The following is a 15,459-nucleotide window of genomic DNA, read 5'->3' as shown; positions in this document are numbered from 1 at the left end:
CGGGGCGCTCACGCCAACAGGGGTTGCAGCGCCTGCCGCAGGTCAGCGGCTTTGGGGACGCCCGCGGTGCGGTAGCGCTGCCGGCCGTCGGCGTCGAAGATGAACGTCGTCGGCAGGGACAACACCGAAAGCTGCTTGGCGGCCGCCGGATTGGCGTCGATGTCGATCTCGAGGTGCGCCACGTCGGGCAGGGCGCTGCACACTTGTTCGACGACGCGCCGCACCGACACGCATGGGCCGCACCACTGAGCGGTGAAATGGACGACGGTCGGGCGCTTTTCGGGCAAACCGAGGATCGCCGCGTCTGGCTGCGCCCCGGCGTCCGTTTCGCGCAGCACCCCGGACCGTCGATTGACCAGCACGCCCGCGGCGGTGGCCGCGCCCAGCGCCGTGATCAGGGCCGCCCCCGCGATGACAAGAGTGCTCAACTGGGCCTCAGATGGAGAAGTCTTCGCCGTGCCACACCCCGGCTTCCGGCGGCCGGATGACACGACCGGATTGTTGCCCGTCGTTGGCGGCCTCCAGCTTGGCCACCCGGGTGAGCAGGGATTGGAGGCTGACACCGACGAGGTCGGGCATCATCGAGTCGTCCGGGCTGTTGCGACCGTGGCGGCTGATGACCTGTCCGGGGACCCCGATGACCACCGCGCTCGACGGGACCTCTTTGACCACGACGGCGTTGGCGCCGATCCGGCTGTCGTCGCCGATCTTGATCGCGCCGAGCACCTTGGCGCCGGCGCCGATGGTCACCCGGTCGCCGATGGTCGGGTGGCGTTTGCCGGTGTCCCGTCCGCTGCCCCCGAGGGTGACGCCGTGGTAGATCGTCACGTCCTCGCCGACCTCCGCGGTCTCGCCGATCACCACCCCGGTGGCGTGGTCGATGAACAACCCGGAGCCGAGCACGGCACCCGGGTGGATGTCGACCCCGGTCAGGATGCGGGTGACCTCGTTGAGGATCCGCGCGGCCAGGCGGGCGCCGCGGTTCCACAACCAGTGGCTGATCCGGTGGCCCCAGATGGCATGCACGCCGGGGTAGGCGAAGATCACCTGCAGCGTGGTCGGGGCGGCGGGATCACGCTCCCTGGCTGCCCGGATGTCACGGCGGATCGTGGTGAACATGGCTAATCCGCCAGGTCGGCAAAGAGCGGCGTGCTCAGGTACCGCTCGCCGAAACTGGGCAGCACCACCACGACGAGCTTGCCGGCGTTCCCCGGGCGGCGGGCCACCTGAAGCGCGGCGACAACGGCCGCGCCCGAGGAGATGCCCACCAGCAGCCCTTCCTCCCGCGCCAGTCGCCGGGCCATCTCCAGGGACTCTTCGTTGCCGACCGTGACGACTTCGTCGACCAGATCCATGTCGAGCACCGGCGGGACGAACCCGGCGCCGATCCCCTGGATGGGGTGTGGACCCTTCTGGCCTCCGGACAGAACAGCGGACGCGGCGGGTTCGACGGCCACAACCTGCACCGACGGCTTGCGTTCCTTGATGACCTGAGCCACACCGGTTATCGTGCCGCCGGTGCCGACCCCGGCGACGAAGAAATCGACCTTGCCGTCGGTGTCTCGCCACACCTCCTCCCCGGTCGTCTTGCGGTGGATCGCCGGATTGGCGGGGTTTTCGAACTGCTGGGGGATGAAATACCGCTGGTCGTTCTTGGCCAACTCCTCGGCTTTGGCGATCGCGCCCGCCATGCCGTCAGCGCCCGGTGTCAGGACGATTTGGGCCCCGAAGGCGCGCAACAACATTCGGCGTTCGGTGCTCATGGTGTCCGGCATGGTCAGCACGCACCGGTAGCCGCGTGCCGCGCAGACCATCGCCAGCGCGATGCCGGTGTTCCCGCTCGTGGGTTCCAGGACGATGGTGTCGGGCTTGATCAGGCCTGCCTGCTCGGCGGCGTCGAGCATCGCCACCCCGATCCGGTCCTTGACACTGTTCGCCGGGTTGAAGAATTCCAGCTTGGCTACGACGTCGGCGGCCGCGCCTTCGGTTACCCGGTTCAGCCGGACCAGCGGCGTGTTCCCGATCAGTTGCGTGACGTTCTCTGCGATGGTCATCTGTCTTCCTCAGCGATGTCAATATCAGCCTCGTCGGCCCGCCGGGTGGTGTCGAATTCAATGGCGGCGCGGCGGCGGATGGACAACGTGGTCATCGGTGGATTGGCTTCCTGGGGATTGACTGACGCGTGTGCGCGGCCACGGGACTTTGCCTGTGCTGGCGCCCGCAAACCGGGTAGCGCGAGGATTTCTGCGGCGTCAGAAAATCAACAACAGTGACAACAACAGTGCGCGGCGGGGCGGCACGTAAGGACACGGCACGGCTGTGTGGCCTGTTGCATAAGGCCCACTATAGGACATCCCCGAATTTCGCCGGTGAGCTGGTCTTTTGCCCGCTCTTACCGGCTGTCTCACGCGCGGCGAAAGCCGTCCCCGCGCGGCACGGTCAGGTCGGCAGGCCGTACTTCTCGGCGTCGGCCCGGTAGCGGTCCACCCACTCGTCGGAGCGCTGGTCGGCCTGCCGTTCCAGCACCGGGTCGGGCGCCAACCCGGGATCCAGCCCCAACGCCGAGAGGATGCCGGCCACCGCCTCAGTCAGGTTGCGCCACAACACGGGATAGGGAATGTCCATCGGGGTGACGTTCTCTTCGGCGAACCAGTTCCGCCAGCCTTCGTCCTGCTCACGCAGCATGGTGACGACGTGGGCGATCGCGCCGGGGTGATAGGTGGCGCGCGCGTCGCGGAGCGGATCGGGCCTGCCCCGCCAGACCCGGGTCTGCACCGCCCGCCAGAACGACACCGCCTGCGACACCACATCGGGCCGGTGGACATAGATCAGCAGCGGTTGCTCGCCCACCACGTCGCGGATCGCCGCCAACAGGCCGTCGCCGCTTCGGTTCGGCAGATTCTTCGCGCGTTTGAGCAGGAGCGGCGCCTGGTTCCACATCAGCTTGCCGCCCCACACACCGTTCGGTGTCCGGCCGACCGTTCGGATGTAGTCGCGCCAGATCTCGGCCGGCGCGAGGTCGGGCGTCCCGGGGTCCAGCGGGTCGAGCAGGCGAAGGATGGACTCGTCCTCCACGCCGGCGAACCACTCCCGGGGCTGCGGAGCCTGGCTGGTGGCGGGCAGATACTGGAAGAACTCCTGCGGTTCACCGGCCACGCCGGTCGCGCGTAACGATTCGACCAGCAGCGTGCTGCCACTGCGTTGCGATGCCAGCACCAGGTACGACGACGGGTTATCAGCCACACACCCAGCGTATCGGGCCGCAATTGCTTTCGCAGGTAATGCTTTTAGGCTTTCGCTGATTCAGGCGGGATCGAGTGGCCGTCCGGCTGGGGCCGTCCGTCGTCGTTGGATTGCTCGCAGACGCAGCGCGGGGAGCCGGCGGGCAACCAACTCCGAAGTTGCGTGCCGCGCTTGCGCATCAGGTGCTGCGTGTAGACCTTGTCACGCTGCTGCGGCGAGAACGCCAGGTCCAAGTTGATCGGCAACCCGGCCCAGTCGACCCGCTCTTCGAACTGGTCGTCGCCTGCGGCGCCGCGCCGCAGCCGGCACTGCAACGGGCAGACGGCCCGGGCGGTGTCTTCGAGGGGCCCGTCGAAATCCAGAGCCATGCCCACGTCCCTCCTCGACGCAACCAATGACTGAATGGTGCAGCGAGGTTGTTTCCGCGACAGTCGCGCGACGTTTCCGTCGTATTACGAGTCGGGACGCGACCGGTGGCCTAGTAGACGTCGCGGTGATAGCGCTTGTCGGCGCTCAGCGAGCGGACGTACTCCTTCGCGCCGTCGGCGTCGAGGCTGCCGTGTTCGGCAGCGATCTCGCAGAGCGCGCGGTCGACGTCCTTGGCCATCGGATCAGCGGTGCCGCATACGTACAGTTGGGCGCCGTCCTGCAGCCAGCGCCACAGCTCGGCCCCGCGGTTGCGCATCAGGTGCTGCACGTAGACCTTCTCGCGCTGGTCCCTGGAGAACGCCAGGTCGAGTTCGGTGAGCACCCCGTCGGCCTGCATCTGCTCGATCTCGTCACGGTAGTAGTAGTCGGTTTCGGCGTGCTGTTCGCCGAAGAACAGCCAGTTGGGGCCGCGGTGGCCGAGCGCGCGACGCTCTTGCAGGAAGCCGCGGAAGGGTGCGATCCCGGTGCCCGGACCGATCATGATCATCGGCGTGTCCGGGTCGCTGGGCGGCCGGAAGTTGCTCGACGGCTGCAGGTAGATCGCCACGCGGTCGCCGGGGGAGCGGTCGGCGAGGTAGGTCGAGCACACCCCGTGGCGTGGGACGCCCTGAAAGTTGTAGCGCACCGGCGAGACCGTCAGGTGAACCTCGGCGGGGTTTTCCTTGGGGCTCGACGAGATCGAGTACAGGCGCGGCTGAAGCCGCTTGAGGACCCGGAGCCACTCGTGCGCCGAGGCGGAAACCGGGTGCTGCGCCAGCAGGTCGATCGATTGGCGCCCCCACGCCCAATTGCTCAGCGCGGCCTTGTTCTCCGGCTTCAGCAGGTCGGCCAGTTCCGGGTCGCCGGTCCGTTCCTGCACGAACCGCACCAGGTCGCGGCTGATGTGCGCGATCTCGATCCGTTCGGTGAGCGCGGAGCGCAGCGACATCAGACCGTGCTCGCCGACCTCGACGGGAGTCTGCCCGTCCAGACCGGTGACCGACAGCCACTCGTCGACCAGCCGGTCGCTGTTGCGCGGCCACACCCCGAGCGCGTCGCCGGCCTCGTAGCTGATCGTGTCCTCCGGCAGACTAAATACCAACTGCCGCACGTCCTTTGTGGATTGCGGCCGGCCCAGCTTGATGTTCTGGGCCATGTCGGTGATCAGCGGACGCTTCTTGGTGTAGCCGGGCACCGCGGGGGCGGAGGCCGTCCGCGGCGACGCGGTCACCGAGGAGGTGGGCACCGCGGTCGCGCCTCCGTCCCGCCCCACCGGGGCGGGCGTGCGGGACAGGGCTTGCAGGACGTCGCTCAGCCAGCTGGCCGCGGCGTCCTCATAGTCGGGTTCGCAGTCGACCCGGTCGACGAGGCGGGTCGCGCCGAGTTCAGCGAGACGCTCGTCGAGCTTGCGTCCGTGACCGCAGAAGTCGTCGTAGTTCGAGTCGCCCAACGCCAGAACGGCGAAGCGGGTGTCGGTGAATCGCGATGCGCCCTCGGAAGTCAACGCCCGCCACAGCCCGGTGCCGTTGTCGGGCGGCTCGCCGTCGCCCGTGGTGCTGGTGACCAGCAGCAGTTCCCGCGTCGTCGCCAGCTCCGCCACCGGGAAGTCGTCCATGGCGTGCAACGTGACGGGCAACCCCTTCTCGCCCAGTCGCGTCGCGATGCCGGCGGCGAGCTCCTCGGCGTTGCCGGTTTGCGACGCCCACAACACCACGACGGGCGCTCGCCGGGCCGTTCCGGCCACCGGCGGCTCGATCGTGGGTCGCTTGGCCGCCGGCTCGGGCGTCGGCGTCGGTGCGGACCCGTCCCGCCGCGAGAACACGCCCGCGAGGAGGCCGTCGACCCACAGCCGCGTGCCGGAGTCGAAGGGCGCGCTTGGCGGCAGGGTCGGCACGCCTGCCACCCGTCGCCCGGCTTCGGACCGCAACGCCGTCATCATCCCGGCAAGGTAGGAGCGGCCGAGCTCGTCGAATTCGGGCACGGGCTTTGTCGCCACACCGAGCAGATCGGCGAGGGCATCAACCTGTGACGCGCTGATTTCCGGTACCTCCGTGGGTGCGGATTCTGCTTCGGTGTCCACCGCCGACCGGGGATCGGTATCCGACTTCGCCGCGGCGACGGCGACTTTCGCCAACGTGACGGCGCACGCCTTGAATTCCGGTTGGCTGGAGATCGGATCCACCGCATCGTTGGTGACGGCGTTGATCGCCAGGTATTCGCCGAAAACGTCGTTCCAGTGGAACGGGGCGAAGCAGTTGCCCGGCCGCACCCGATCGCTGATCGCGGCGGGCAGCACGGCACGACCGCGGCGCGAGGCGATTTCGACCGAATCACCGTCGGCGACGCTCAGCCGCGCGGCGTCGTCGGGGTGGATCTCGACGAACGGCCCGGGATTGAGCTTGTTGAGCTTGGCGACCTTGCCCGTCTTGGTCATCGTGTGCCACTGGTGGGGCAGGCGGCCGGTATTCAACAGGAACGGGTAGTCGTTGTCCGGCATTTCCTCGGGCGGCAGGTGTGGGCGGGCGAAGAACACCGCGCGACCGTTCGCGGTGGGGAAGGCCAACCGCGGCGCGCTGCCGTCGTCGCGAACCAGCCGGTCCTGACTGACACCGTCGTTGAGGTAGCGGACCGGATTACGGTCCTCGTTCTCCGGCGCGCACGGCCACTGCAGCGGTCCGCGGCGGAGCCGCTCGTAGCTGACGCCCCGAAGGTCGTAGCCGGTCTTCGGGTTCGAGAATCGTTTGATCTCCTCGAAGACTTCCTCGGCGGAGCCGTAGCTGAAGGCGTCGGAAAAGCCCATCGCGCAAGCGATCCTGGCGATGATCTGCCAGTCTGGAATCGCGTCGCCCGGCGGGGTCACCGCAGGCCGGAACAGCGTCATGTTGCGCTCGGAATTGACCATCACGCCCTCGGCCTCCGACCACAGCGCCGCCGGCAGCAGCACGTCGGCGTACTCGTTGGTCTCCGTCTCGAGGAACGCGTCCTGGGTGATCACCAATTCCGCGCGTTCCAGGCCCGCGAGCACCGTCTTCCGATTGGCCACGGATGCAACGGGATTGGTGCAGATGATCCAGCAGGCTTTGATGTCGCCGTCGGCCATCCGGGAGAACATGTCGATCGTGCCGGTGCCGACCTCGGTGCGCAGCGTGCCCGGGGGAATGCCCCAAAGCTCTTCGGTGAAGGCGCGGTCGTCCGCGGAGGCGACCGAGCGCTGGCCCGGCAATCCCGGACCCATGTAGCCCATTTCGCGGCCGCCCATCGCGTTGGGCTGACCGGTGAGGGAGAAGGGACCGCTGCCCGGCTTGCAGATCTTGCCGGTGGCCAGGTGCAGATTGCAGATGGCGTTGGTGTTCCAGGTGCCGTGCGTGCTCTGGTTGAGGCCCATGGTCCAGCAGCTCATGAAGTTGTCGGCTTCGCCGATCATGCGGGCCGCCGCACGGATGTCCGCCTCGGGGATCCCGGTGATGTCGCTGACGGCGTCCGGGGTGTACTGCCGCAGGAAGCCGGGCATCTCCTCCCACCCCTGGGTGAACTCGGCAATGAATTCGGGGTCGGTGTGCCCGTTTTCGACGATCAGGTGCAGCAGCCCGTTGAGCAGCGCGAGATCGGAACCGGGGGCGATCTGGAGGAACAGGTCGGCCTTGTCCGCGGTCGCGGTGCGGCGCGGATCGACGACGATCAGTTTTGCCCCGGCCTTGACGCGGTCCATCATCCGCAGGAACAGGATGGGGTGGCAGTCGGCCATGTTGGCGCCGATGACGAAGAAGACGTCGGCGTGTTCGAAGTCCTGGTATGAGCCGGGCGGCCCGTCGGCGCCCAGGGACAGCTTGTAGCCGGAACCGGCGCTGGCCATGCACAGCCGCGAGTTCGACTCGATCTGGTTGGTCCCGATGAAGCCCTTGGTCAGCTTGTTCGCCAGGTACTGCGCCTCGATGGACATCTGGCCCGACACATACATGGCGAACGAATCCGGGCCGTGCGCATCGACGATCGCCCGTAACCGGTTCGCGCACTGGGCGATCGCCCGATCGATGTCGACGGGCTCGGGGGGCTCGCCACGATCGGTGCGGATTTGTGCGGATTCCATCCTGCCGGGGGCGGTGAGCAGGTCGGACGTGGTGGCGCCCTTGGTGCACAACCGGCCGAAGTTGGCCGGATGTTGTTTGTCGCCAACAGACTTCGCGATGTGACGCCGGCCGCTCTCGGAATCGGTTGTGACCTGCAACACCATTCCGCAGCCGACGCCGCAGTATGCGCACGCGGTGTTCACGACATCGTTGAGTGACGTCATGGACTCCCTGGCCACGCACTTCCTCCTTCGAGCGCAACGGGCTTACGTTGAATGGTCCGACGAGGATGTTTCGGCACCGGGTATCGGGAGTTTCTCCCGTTTTACGGCTTCCTCTCACGGGCCAGAGAGCGTCCGTGAAGTCTCGGAAAAGCCGCGAACCCCCAGGTCAGCATGGGTCATCGTCGACCCGCCGACTCCGTTCAAGGCTACCGGTGCGGCCGGACGGGTTCCCTATCAGAACGGGGTCTGGAACCAAATAAACGGGACATTCACAGCCTTCGCTAAGCTCACCGAGTGCGTCGGCTGATGGTGATCTTGCTGATCCTGCTGGTCTGCGGCTGCGGCGGGAAGCACGCCGGTGCGCCGACGGCGGCACCGGACAAGTGCAAGGATTCCGACGGGCCGACACCCGAGACGGTGCAGCGGGCCATCGCGTCGGTTCCGATCACGGTCCCGGGCACGACGTGGGTGGAAATCGCTCGCGGACATGCCAAGAAGTGCCGGTTGTACTGGGTGCAGATCATCCCGACCATCGCCAGCGAATCCACCGGCCAGCAGCTGTTGTTCTTCGATCACAACCAACCGCTGGGCACACCCACCCCGAATCCGAAGCCGTACATCACCGTGCTCGCGCCCTCCGACGACGCCGTTGCGGTGCAGTATCAGTGGTTGAAGGGCGGCGATCAACCGTGCTGTCCCACCGGCATCGGCACGGTGAAGTTCGAGATCGGCTCGGACGGCAAGCTGAAGGCGCTCGGCAAGATCCCGAATCAATGACCTTGTGTAACAGGCGGATAACGCGAACCGGGTGTGGACCGCAGCCCGGATCGGCACGCCCGGCGGGATGACTTTCGCGGCGCGGTCTGCGTGTTAATTATCCTGTACCGATTGTAAATATCAGTTCTCGGACGCTGCCTTGCGGCCGGCGCGGCCCGTTTCACAGGCATTATTCAGCAGACTCTTACGCCGGACTGCGCGATAATTAGGCAAGCCCTGTCATTGTTGACAACCAGCGCCTGGCAACGGGATCAGCGCGGAAGGCAGGTCTGATGGCAGGGTCGCGACGCCTCTTTCACTGGGACCCAGAAGATCTCGTGGCGTGGGAAGCCGGAAACAACGTGATCGCCCGTCGGAACCTGATCTGGTCGATCGCGACCATGCACGTCGCGTTCTCCATCTGGTACCTCTGGTCGGTGATGGTGCTGTTCATGCCGCAGTCCGTCTACGGTTTCTCCACCGGTGACAAGCTGTTGATGGGGGCCACCGCGGCCCTCGTCGGGGCGCTGGTACGCATCCCGTACACGATGGCCACCGCCCGGTTCGGCGGGCGCAACTGGGCGGTGTTGTCGTCGTTGGTGCTGCTTGTTCCGACCGTGGGAGCCATCGTGCTGCTGGCCCACCCCGGTCTGCCGTTATGGCCCTATCTGGTGTGCGCGGCGCTGACCGGGCTGGGCGGCGGCAACTATGCGGCGTCGCTGGCCAATGTCGAATCCTTCTTCCCCCAGCGACGCAAGGGCATGGCGCTGGGGCTCACCGGTGGGATCGGCAACCTGGGCGCCGCGGCCATCCAGGCGGTAGGTCTGGTGGTGCTGGCCACCGCCGGCCACACGGCACCGTACTGGGTGTGCGCCTTCTACTTGGTGCTGCTGGCCGTCGTCGGTGTCGGGGCGGCGCTGTTCATGGACAACCTCGACCACTACATCGAGGTTGCCCATGTGCGGTCCATTCTCTCGATCCCCGATACCTGGGCGATCTCGTTTCTCTATATGTGCGCCTCGGGCTCGTTCATCGGTTTCGCGTTTGCCTTCGGCCAAGTGCTCCAGCACAACCTGGCGGCGGCCGGGCAAAGCCACGGGCAAGCCGCGCTGCACGCCGCCGAGATTGCCTTCGCCGGGCCGCTGTTGGGATCCCTCGCGCGGGTTGTCGGCGGCAGGTTGGGCGACCGTTTCGATGGTGGCCGCGTCACCCTGACCGTCCTGGTCGCCATGATCGTCTCGGGTGGTTTCTTGGTCGCCGTCAGCACACACGACGACCTCACGCGCGGTGCCGGCGATCCGGTGGGATCGTTCACCACGATCGGCTACATCGTCGGATTCCTTGCGCTCTTTGTCTTTTGCGGCCTCGGCAAGGGCTCGGTGTTCAAGCTGATCCCCTCGGTCGTCGCTGAGCGGAGCCGCGCCCTGGGTATCGGCGAGGCCGAACGGCGGCGCTGGGAGCGGGTTCGGTCGGGAGCGCTGATCGGATTCGCCGGCTCGTTCGGCGCGCTCGGCGGGGTGATCATCAACTTGGCCTTGCGGCAGTCCTATGCCAGCGCCGGGACCGAGACGCCGGCGTTCTCGGTGTTCTTGGTCTGTTATGTCGGCGCCGCGATCCTGACCTGGGCCAGATATGTTCGACCGCAGCAAGATAGGGCACAGCGCCGGTGGGAGATGCTCGCCGAGCAACCCGTCAGCTCGTGACCGCGTCCGCCAGGTTCTCCGGGTGCAGCATCTCGGCGTAGCGCAGCTGCTCGGGGATCCCGAAACCGTCGACGAGGGTTTCCGCGTGCGGGCGCAGCGCGCGGCATCGGTCGTTGATACCCCGGGTGACGGCCTTGGCCCGATCGGTGGACAGGTAGCGGTGCTCGATGTACCACGCCTTGTCGTCCTCGATCACCGACAGCGCGTACAGGTCGCACAGAATGCCCAGCAGCTCGCGGGTTTCCTCGTGCGGGCAGGCGTCGATGCCGGCGACGAACGCCTCGAGTATCACCCGGTCGATGTGCGCCCCCGCGGCGTGCAGCACGTGGTCCTGCACGGCGTTGAACGCGTCGAACTCCGACATCTCCTTCGACTTGGCCTGCAATCGACGGGCCACGGACGCGATCAGATATTCCTCCCGGTCCTCGAACATCTTGATCTGCGTGCCGCGGTTGAACAGGCTGCCCTCTTCCTCGCTGTCCTGCCGGGCGTCGACGATGGTTTGGATGATCGTCTCTGCCGCAGTGCGTTTCACGACGCGTTCGCCGACGGTGTTGGCGGCGAAACGCACCCATTCGACGGGGCTCATGCTGCGGATGTCGTCGGCGTAAGCGGTCAGCAGCTCCTTGGCCACCAGCTGCGTCAGCACGTGGTTGTCACCCTCGAAGGTGGTGAACACGTCGGTGTCACCGCGCAGTGCGATCAACCGGTTCTCGGCCATGTAGCCCGCGCCACCGCACGCCTCCCGCGCCTCCTGAATCGCCCGGGACGCGTGCCAGGTGTTGGCCGCCTTCAGCCCGGCCGCGCGTGCCTCCAGTTCGCGTTGCTCGTCGGCGTCGACCGCGTCCGCGGTCTGGATGTCGTGGCACTTGCCGACCAGCTCGTTCTGGGCGAACTGCAGGGCGTACGACTTCGCGATCAACGGGAACAGCCGCCGCTGGTGCACCAGGTAGTCCATGATCAGCACCTCGGATTCGTCGTCCGGTGCGCTGAATTGCTTGCGCTGCAACGCGTATCGCGTGGCGATGTCCAGCGCGACGCGGCCGGCGGCGCCCGCGCTGCCACCCACCGTGATGCGCCCGCGAACCAAGGTGCCCAGCATGGTGAAGAACCGGCGGTTGGTGTTCTCGATCGGCGAGGTGTAGGTGCCGTCGGGCGCCACGTCGCCGTACTTGTTGAGCAGATTCACCCGGGGGACGCGGACGTGGTCGAACACGATGCGGCCGTTGTCGACCCCGGGCAGGCCGCCCTTGTATTCGCAGTCCGAGGTCGTCACCCCGGGCAGGTCGTTGCCGTCGGCGTCGCGGATCGGCACCAGCAGGCAGTGCACGCCGTGGTTGACCGGCTTGCCGTCCTCGGTGGTGATCAGCTGGGCGAATACGGCTGCCATGGTGGCGGTTTCGGCCGCCCCGCCGATGTAGTCCTTGCGGGCCGTCGGAGTGGGGGAGTCGATGACGAACTCCTCCGTCTCGGGGTCGTAGGTCGCGGTGGTCTCCAGCGACTGGACGTCGCTGCCGTGTCCGGTCTCGGTCATGGCGAAGCAGCCCCGCAACTCGAGGCTGATGATCTTCTTCACGTACGCCTCGTGGTGGCGTTCGGTGCCCAGGTTTTCCACCGCGCCGCCGAACAGCCCCCACTGGACGCCGGCCTTCACCATCAGCGACAGGTCGGACATCGCGAGCATCTCGATCATCGTGATCGCCGCGCCGATGTCGCCGGTGCCACCGTGTTCCTTGCGGAAGTTGTCGGCGGCGGCGCCGAACGCGGCCATGATCCGCATCTGTTCGGCCACCTTGGTGCGCGCGATCACCGTGTTGGGCGTGTAGTGCGGCCGGAACAGCTCCTCGCTCATGGTGGACCGCAACTGGTTCCTGGTGTCGCGCCACCGCCCGTCGAGGGCGTTGCGCAGCTGATCGGCAATGGTGGTGGTGTCTGGCGCCATAATCCGACCGTATCCTGCGGTTCGCGCCGCGTAAAACAACAACGCGATTTTCTCCGAGCGTGCGTTCAACGCGAAGTTCAGGCCGGATTTTCGCGGTGGGCGCGCGCTCGGCGCTACCTTCTCGGTTATGAGGCGGTGGGCGGCGGCGTGCGCGTGTGTCGTGCTGGCTTTGGCGGGGTGTGCGTCCGGGCGTCCGCCCGGACCGCACGCCATGCTGACGTATCTGGGCCAGCAGCAGGTGCCCTACGGCGCCACCTTCGACGGCACCGTCATCGGAGGGTTGTCGGCGCTGAGCTACGACGCGGGCCGTCAGCTGTACTACGTCATCAGCGACGACCGCTCCGAGAAGAACCCGGCCCGGTTCTACACCGTCCAGCTGGCCCTCTCGGACAGGGGAATCACCCACGTCGCGTTCACCGCTACGCACCCGTTCCTGGACCCGTCCGGCCGGCCGTTCCCCCCGCTCGGCGTGGATGCCACACCGCCCGTCGTGCCGCCCGACCCCGAGGGCATCGCGTTCGACCCGGGCCGGCAGCGGCTGTACTGGTCGTCCGAGGGCGAGCGGCGCACCGCGGGCCCGGTATTGCTCGACCCCTGGGTCCGGACCGCCGCGCTCGACGGTGCCTACCTCGGCCAGTTCGTCTTGCCGGCCAATCTGGCGATGTCCGCGCAGCGCACGGGTCCCCGCCGGAACAAGACGCTGGAGGGGCTGACGCTGACACCCGGCGGCCAATCCCTTTTCGCCGCAATGGAGGATCCCGGCTACAACGACGGCCCGCTGCGCGACGGCGGGCATCGCGTCCTCACCAGGATCACGAAGTTCGACGTCGCCTCGGGCGCGCCCACCGCCCAGTACGCCTACCCGATGGAGCCGCCCCCGCCACCCGCCGACGTCAACGGGGTCTCGGACCTGGTCGCGTTGTCGGACACGACGTTTCTGGTGATCGAACGGTCCTCGGCGCCGCAGCCGACCGTGCGGATCTACCGCGCCGAGATCGGCGGGGCGACCGACGTTTTGACCTCCCCGTGGTTGCAGAACGGGCCCGTGACCCCGATGAGCAAAACCCTCGCGGTCGACCTGTCCGCCACGCCGGGCCTGTCCCCGCTGGACAACGTCGAGGGCATCACGCTGGGACCGAAACTGCCCGACGGTCGCCAGTCGGTGGTGCTGGTCAGCGACAACAACTTCTCACCGAGCCAGGTCACCCAGTTCCTACTGTTCGCGATGTGACCGCCCGGCGGGGCGGGGCCGCAGCCGGTAGAGGGCGAAGCCGGCGGCCGCGACCCCGAAGAGCACCAGCATCGTCATGTCGAACACCCACCAACCGCTGTAGTGAGTCCACACCTCGGAGTCGGCGGCCAGCGCGTCGACCCTGCGCAGGTTGACCGTGGACGCCGACGCCGCGTAGCCCCACTGGGCGGGGACGAACCAGGAGATCTGCTGGAAGCCCCACTCGCTCACCAGCTGAACGAGGCTCCCGTTGAACAGCGCGGACGCCAAGATCACCGGCACGGGCAGCGGCAGCACTTCCCGCGGCGACGAGCCCAGCGTCGACAAGGCGAGCCCGATCACCGCGGACACGACGGCCGTCATGGCCACGCTCACGTAGAGCTCCACCGTGGCGTCGTGCAGCAAGGCCGCGTCACGCACGGGTCCGCCCTTGTCGGCGACGACGATGGCGAACACGATGGCCGTCGAGATGGCCGCGGCCAGGCCGAACACCAGGATCTTGGCGGCCAGGTAGGCCACGGTCGAAAGCCCCAGCGCCTGCTCCCGGCGGAAGATGCGACGCTCGCGGACCACCGCGCGGATCGTCAGGGCGGTCCCGATGATGACCGCGGCGACGTTGAGCGCGGCAAGGATCTCGATGGCTTCGTGCGGGTGGGCGCTGCCCGCGGCGGGCCGGCCGAATCCGGAATCCCCCGGGATCAGGAGGGTCAGACCGGCCAGCGCGAACGGCAGGACGAGTAGGAACGCGGAGTAGAGCCGGTCGGCGAGGATCAGCCGAAGGTCGCGCCGGGCCAGCAGCCGGAGCTGCCGCGCCTTGGGGATTTCGGGGGCGGGCGGGGACGGCGCGGCGACCTCCGGTGGCGCCGGTGCTGCTTGTCGGGCGCTGAATGCGCGGTGCGCGCCGTCGGGGTCGGCGCTCACCCGCGCGAGCACCGTCGACCAGTCCGCGGTGCCCATCGCGGACTCGACCTGCAGGGGTGGCCCCAGGAAGGCCGGCGTACCGGCCGAGGTCAGGACCAGGATCTGATCGCACAGGTTGACGTTGGTCAAGGACGCCTCCGACGACACGGCCGCCACGACCGCGCAGCCGATGTCGGCCTGGCGCCGCAGCATCGCCATCACGTGGCATTGTTGCTCGCCGTCCAGACCGGCGGTCGGCTCGTCGACGACGAGCAGCGTCGGCCGGGTGAGGAGTTCGACCGCCAGAGCGGCGCACCGCCGCACCTCGGGCGCCAGCTTGCCGATCCGGGTGCCCCGGTGCTCGGTCAGATCGAGCTCCTCGAGCACCTGGCCCACCACGCGGTCGCGTTGCTCCGGCGAGATGTCTTGCGGCAAGCGCATTTCGGCCGCGTACCCCAAAGCCTGTCCGACCGTCAGCTGCCGGTGCAACCGGTCGTCGCGCGCCACGGCGCCGACACGGGCCCGCATCGAGTCCGGCTCGGCGTGCACGTCGTGGCCGTCGACGGTGACACGCCCGGAGCTGAGTCCCCTGGCGCCGGCGAGGAGCCCGAGCAGCGCGGAGTTGCGGGCCGGCGACGGCCCGGCGATTGCGGTGAAGACTCCCGGACGGGCGGAGAACGAGATCCCCGAGAGCATCTCGCGCCCGTCGACGGTGAGTCCGACCTGATATGCGGTCACTCCGACGGTGCGCGCGTCGGCTTTGAGCGGCAACCGGTAGGTGGCGCTGGGCTGCGCGGTGCGGAAAGAAGGGCGCGCGGCGCGCAGTTTCGAGGTGACCATCCGCTCGATGAGGCCGGGTGCGCCCTCCCCCGGGGGGGGGGGCCCCCCGGGGGGGGGGGGGGGCCCCCCGGGGGGGGGGGGGGGGGGGGCCCCGGGGGGGGGGGGGGGGGGGGCGCGCGGTTGGGGGTGGGGGCCGGCGCCGGGG

General features: G+C 68.0%; 11 protein-coding genes. 3 read left to right on the top strand and 8 right to left on the bottom strand.

Annotated elements, in window-relative coordinates:
- Nucleotides 1–8: 8 nt before the first annotated feature.
- From BST44_RS00055 to BST44_RS00030, 6 genes are all read right to left on the bottom strand, one after another.
- Nucleotides 9–428: a thioredoxin family protein gene (locus BST44_RS00055; RefSeq protein WP_083174201.1), complete on the bottom strand. Its 420-nt coding sequence runs from the start codon at nt 426–428 to the stop codon at nt 9–11.
- 7 nt (nt 429–435) lie between these two features.
- Entirely contained in the window at nt 436–1,119 is a 684-nt protein-coding gene (cysE, locus tag BST44_RS00050; protein WP_083174199.1) for a serine O-acetyltransferase, read from the bottom strand.
- Nucleotides 1,120–1,121: 2 nt separating this feature from the next.
- Nucleotides 1,122–2,054 (bottom strand): cysteine synthase A, encoded by a 933-nt coding sequence (cysK, locus tag BST44_RS00045; protein WP_083174198.1) that lies wholly within the window; start codon nt 2,052–2,054, stop codon nt 1,122–1,124.
- A gap of 385 nt (nt 2,055–2,439) precedes the next feature.
- A complete protein-coding gene (gene stf0 / locus BST44_RS00040) occupies nt 2,440–3,243 on the bottom strand; it encodes a trehalose 2-sulfotransferase (protein ID WP_083174196.1) in 804 nt (267 codons plus the stop codon).
- Between the two features lie 44 nt (nt 3,244–3,287).
- Entirely contained in the window at nt 3,288–3,611 is a 324-nt protein-coding gene (locus BST44_RS00035; protein ID WP_083174195.1) for a hypothetical protein, read from the bottom strand.
- 110 nt (nt 3,612–3,721) lie between these two features.
- A complete protein-coding gene (locus BST44_RS00030; protein WP_083174193.1) occupies nt 3,722–7,942 on the bottom strand; it encodes a bifunctional nitrate reductase/sulfite reductase flavoprotein subunit alpha in 4,221 nt (1,406 codons plus the stop codon).
- A 309-nt stretch (nt 7,943–8,251) separates the two neighbouring features.
- Here BST44_RS00030 and BST44_RS00025 point away from each other — a divergent pair, with 309 nt between their 5' ends.
- Nucleotides 8,252–8,719 carry an LppP/LprE family lipoprotein gene (locus BST44_RS00025; protein ID WP_083174708.1) on the top strand — a complete coding sequence of 156 codons (468 nt, stop codon included), beginning with the start codon at nt 8,252–8,254 and terminating at the stop codon, nt 8,717–8,719.
- A 272-nt stretch (nt 8,720–8,991) separates the two neighbouring features.
- Complete coding sequence (locus tag BST44_RS00020) at nt 8,992–10,401, top strand: nitrate/nitrite transporter (protein WP_083174192.1); 1,410 nt, start codon at nt 8,992–8,994, stop codon at nt 10,399–10,401.
- Here the strand turns inward: BST44_RS00020 and BST44_RS00015 are convergent.
- Complete coding sequence (locus BST44_RS00015; RefSeq protein ID WP_083174190.1) at nt 10,391–12,343, bottom strand: acyl-CoA dehydrogenase family protein; 1,953 nt, start codon at nt 12,341–12,343, stop codon at nt 10,391–10,393. The genes BST44_RS00020 and BST44_RS00015 overlap by 11 nt on opposite strands.
- 127 nt (nt 12,344–12,470) lie before the next feature.
- Between BST44_RS00015 and BST44_RS00010 the strand changes: the two genes are divergently transcribed.
- The gene (locus BST44_RS00010; protein ID WP_083174189.1) at nt 12,471–13,574 is read left to right on the top strand and encodes an esterase-like activity of phytase family protein; all 1,104 of its coding nucleotides are present in this window, start codon (nt 12,471–12,473) and stop codon (nt 13,572–13,574) included.
- On the opposite strand, the gene BST44_RS00005 is transcribed toward BST44_RS00010, so the two are convergent.
- Nucleotides 13,557–15,459 (bottom strand): ATP-binding cassette domain-containing protein (locus BST44_RS00005; RefSeq protein ID WP_244184691.1); only part of this gene is annotated, 1,903 nt, incomplete at its 5' end. The genes BST44_RS00010 and BST44_RS00005 overlap by 18 nt on opposite strands.

The sequence above is a fragment of the Mycobacterium scrofulaceum genome, from assembly GCF_002086735.1.
Taxonomy (GTDB): domain Bacteria; phylum Actinomycetota; class Actinomycetes; order Mycobacteriales; family Mycobacteriaceae; genus Mycobacterium; species Mycobacterium scrofulaceum.
This window is presented reverse-complemented; position numbering and strand designations above follow the sequence as displayed.

What these genes read in the sequence shown, in the direction of transcription:
- cysE (WP_083174199.1), bottom strand. Translation starts at nt 1,119, where the DNA reads ATGTTCACCACGATCCGCCGTGACATCCGGGCAGCCAGGGAGCGTGAT.
- cysK (WP_083174198.1), bottom strand. Translation starts at nt 2,054, where the DNA reads ATGACCATCGCAGAGAACGTCACGCAACTGATCGGGAACACGCCGCTG.
- BST44_RS00035 (WP_083174195.1), bottom strand. Translation starts at nt 3,611, where the DNA reads ATGGCTCTGGATTTCGACGGGCCCCTCGAAGACACCGCCCGGGCCGTC.
- BST44_RS00030 (WP_083174193.1), bottom strand. Translation starts at nt 7,942, where the DNA reads ATGACGTCACTCAACGATGTCGTGAACACCGCGTGCGCATACTGCGGC.
- BST44_RS00020 (WP_083174192.1), top strand. Translation starts at nt 8,992, where the DNA reads ATGGCAGGGTCGCGACGCCTCTTTCACTGGGACCCAGAAGATCTCGTG.
- BST44_RS00015 (WP_083174190.1), bottom strand. Translation starts at nt 12,343, where the DNA reads ATGGCGCCAGACACCACCACCATTGCCGATCAGCTGCGCAACGCCCTC.
- BST44_RS00010 (WP_083174189.1), top strand. Translation starts at nt 12,471, where the DNA reads ATGAGGCGGTGGGCGGCGGCGTGCGCGTGTGTCGTGCTGGCTTTGGCG.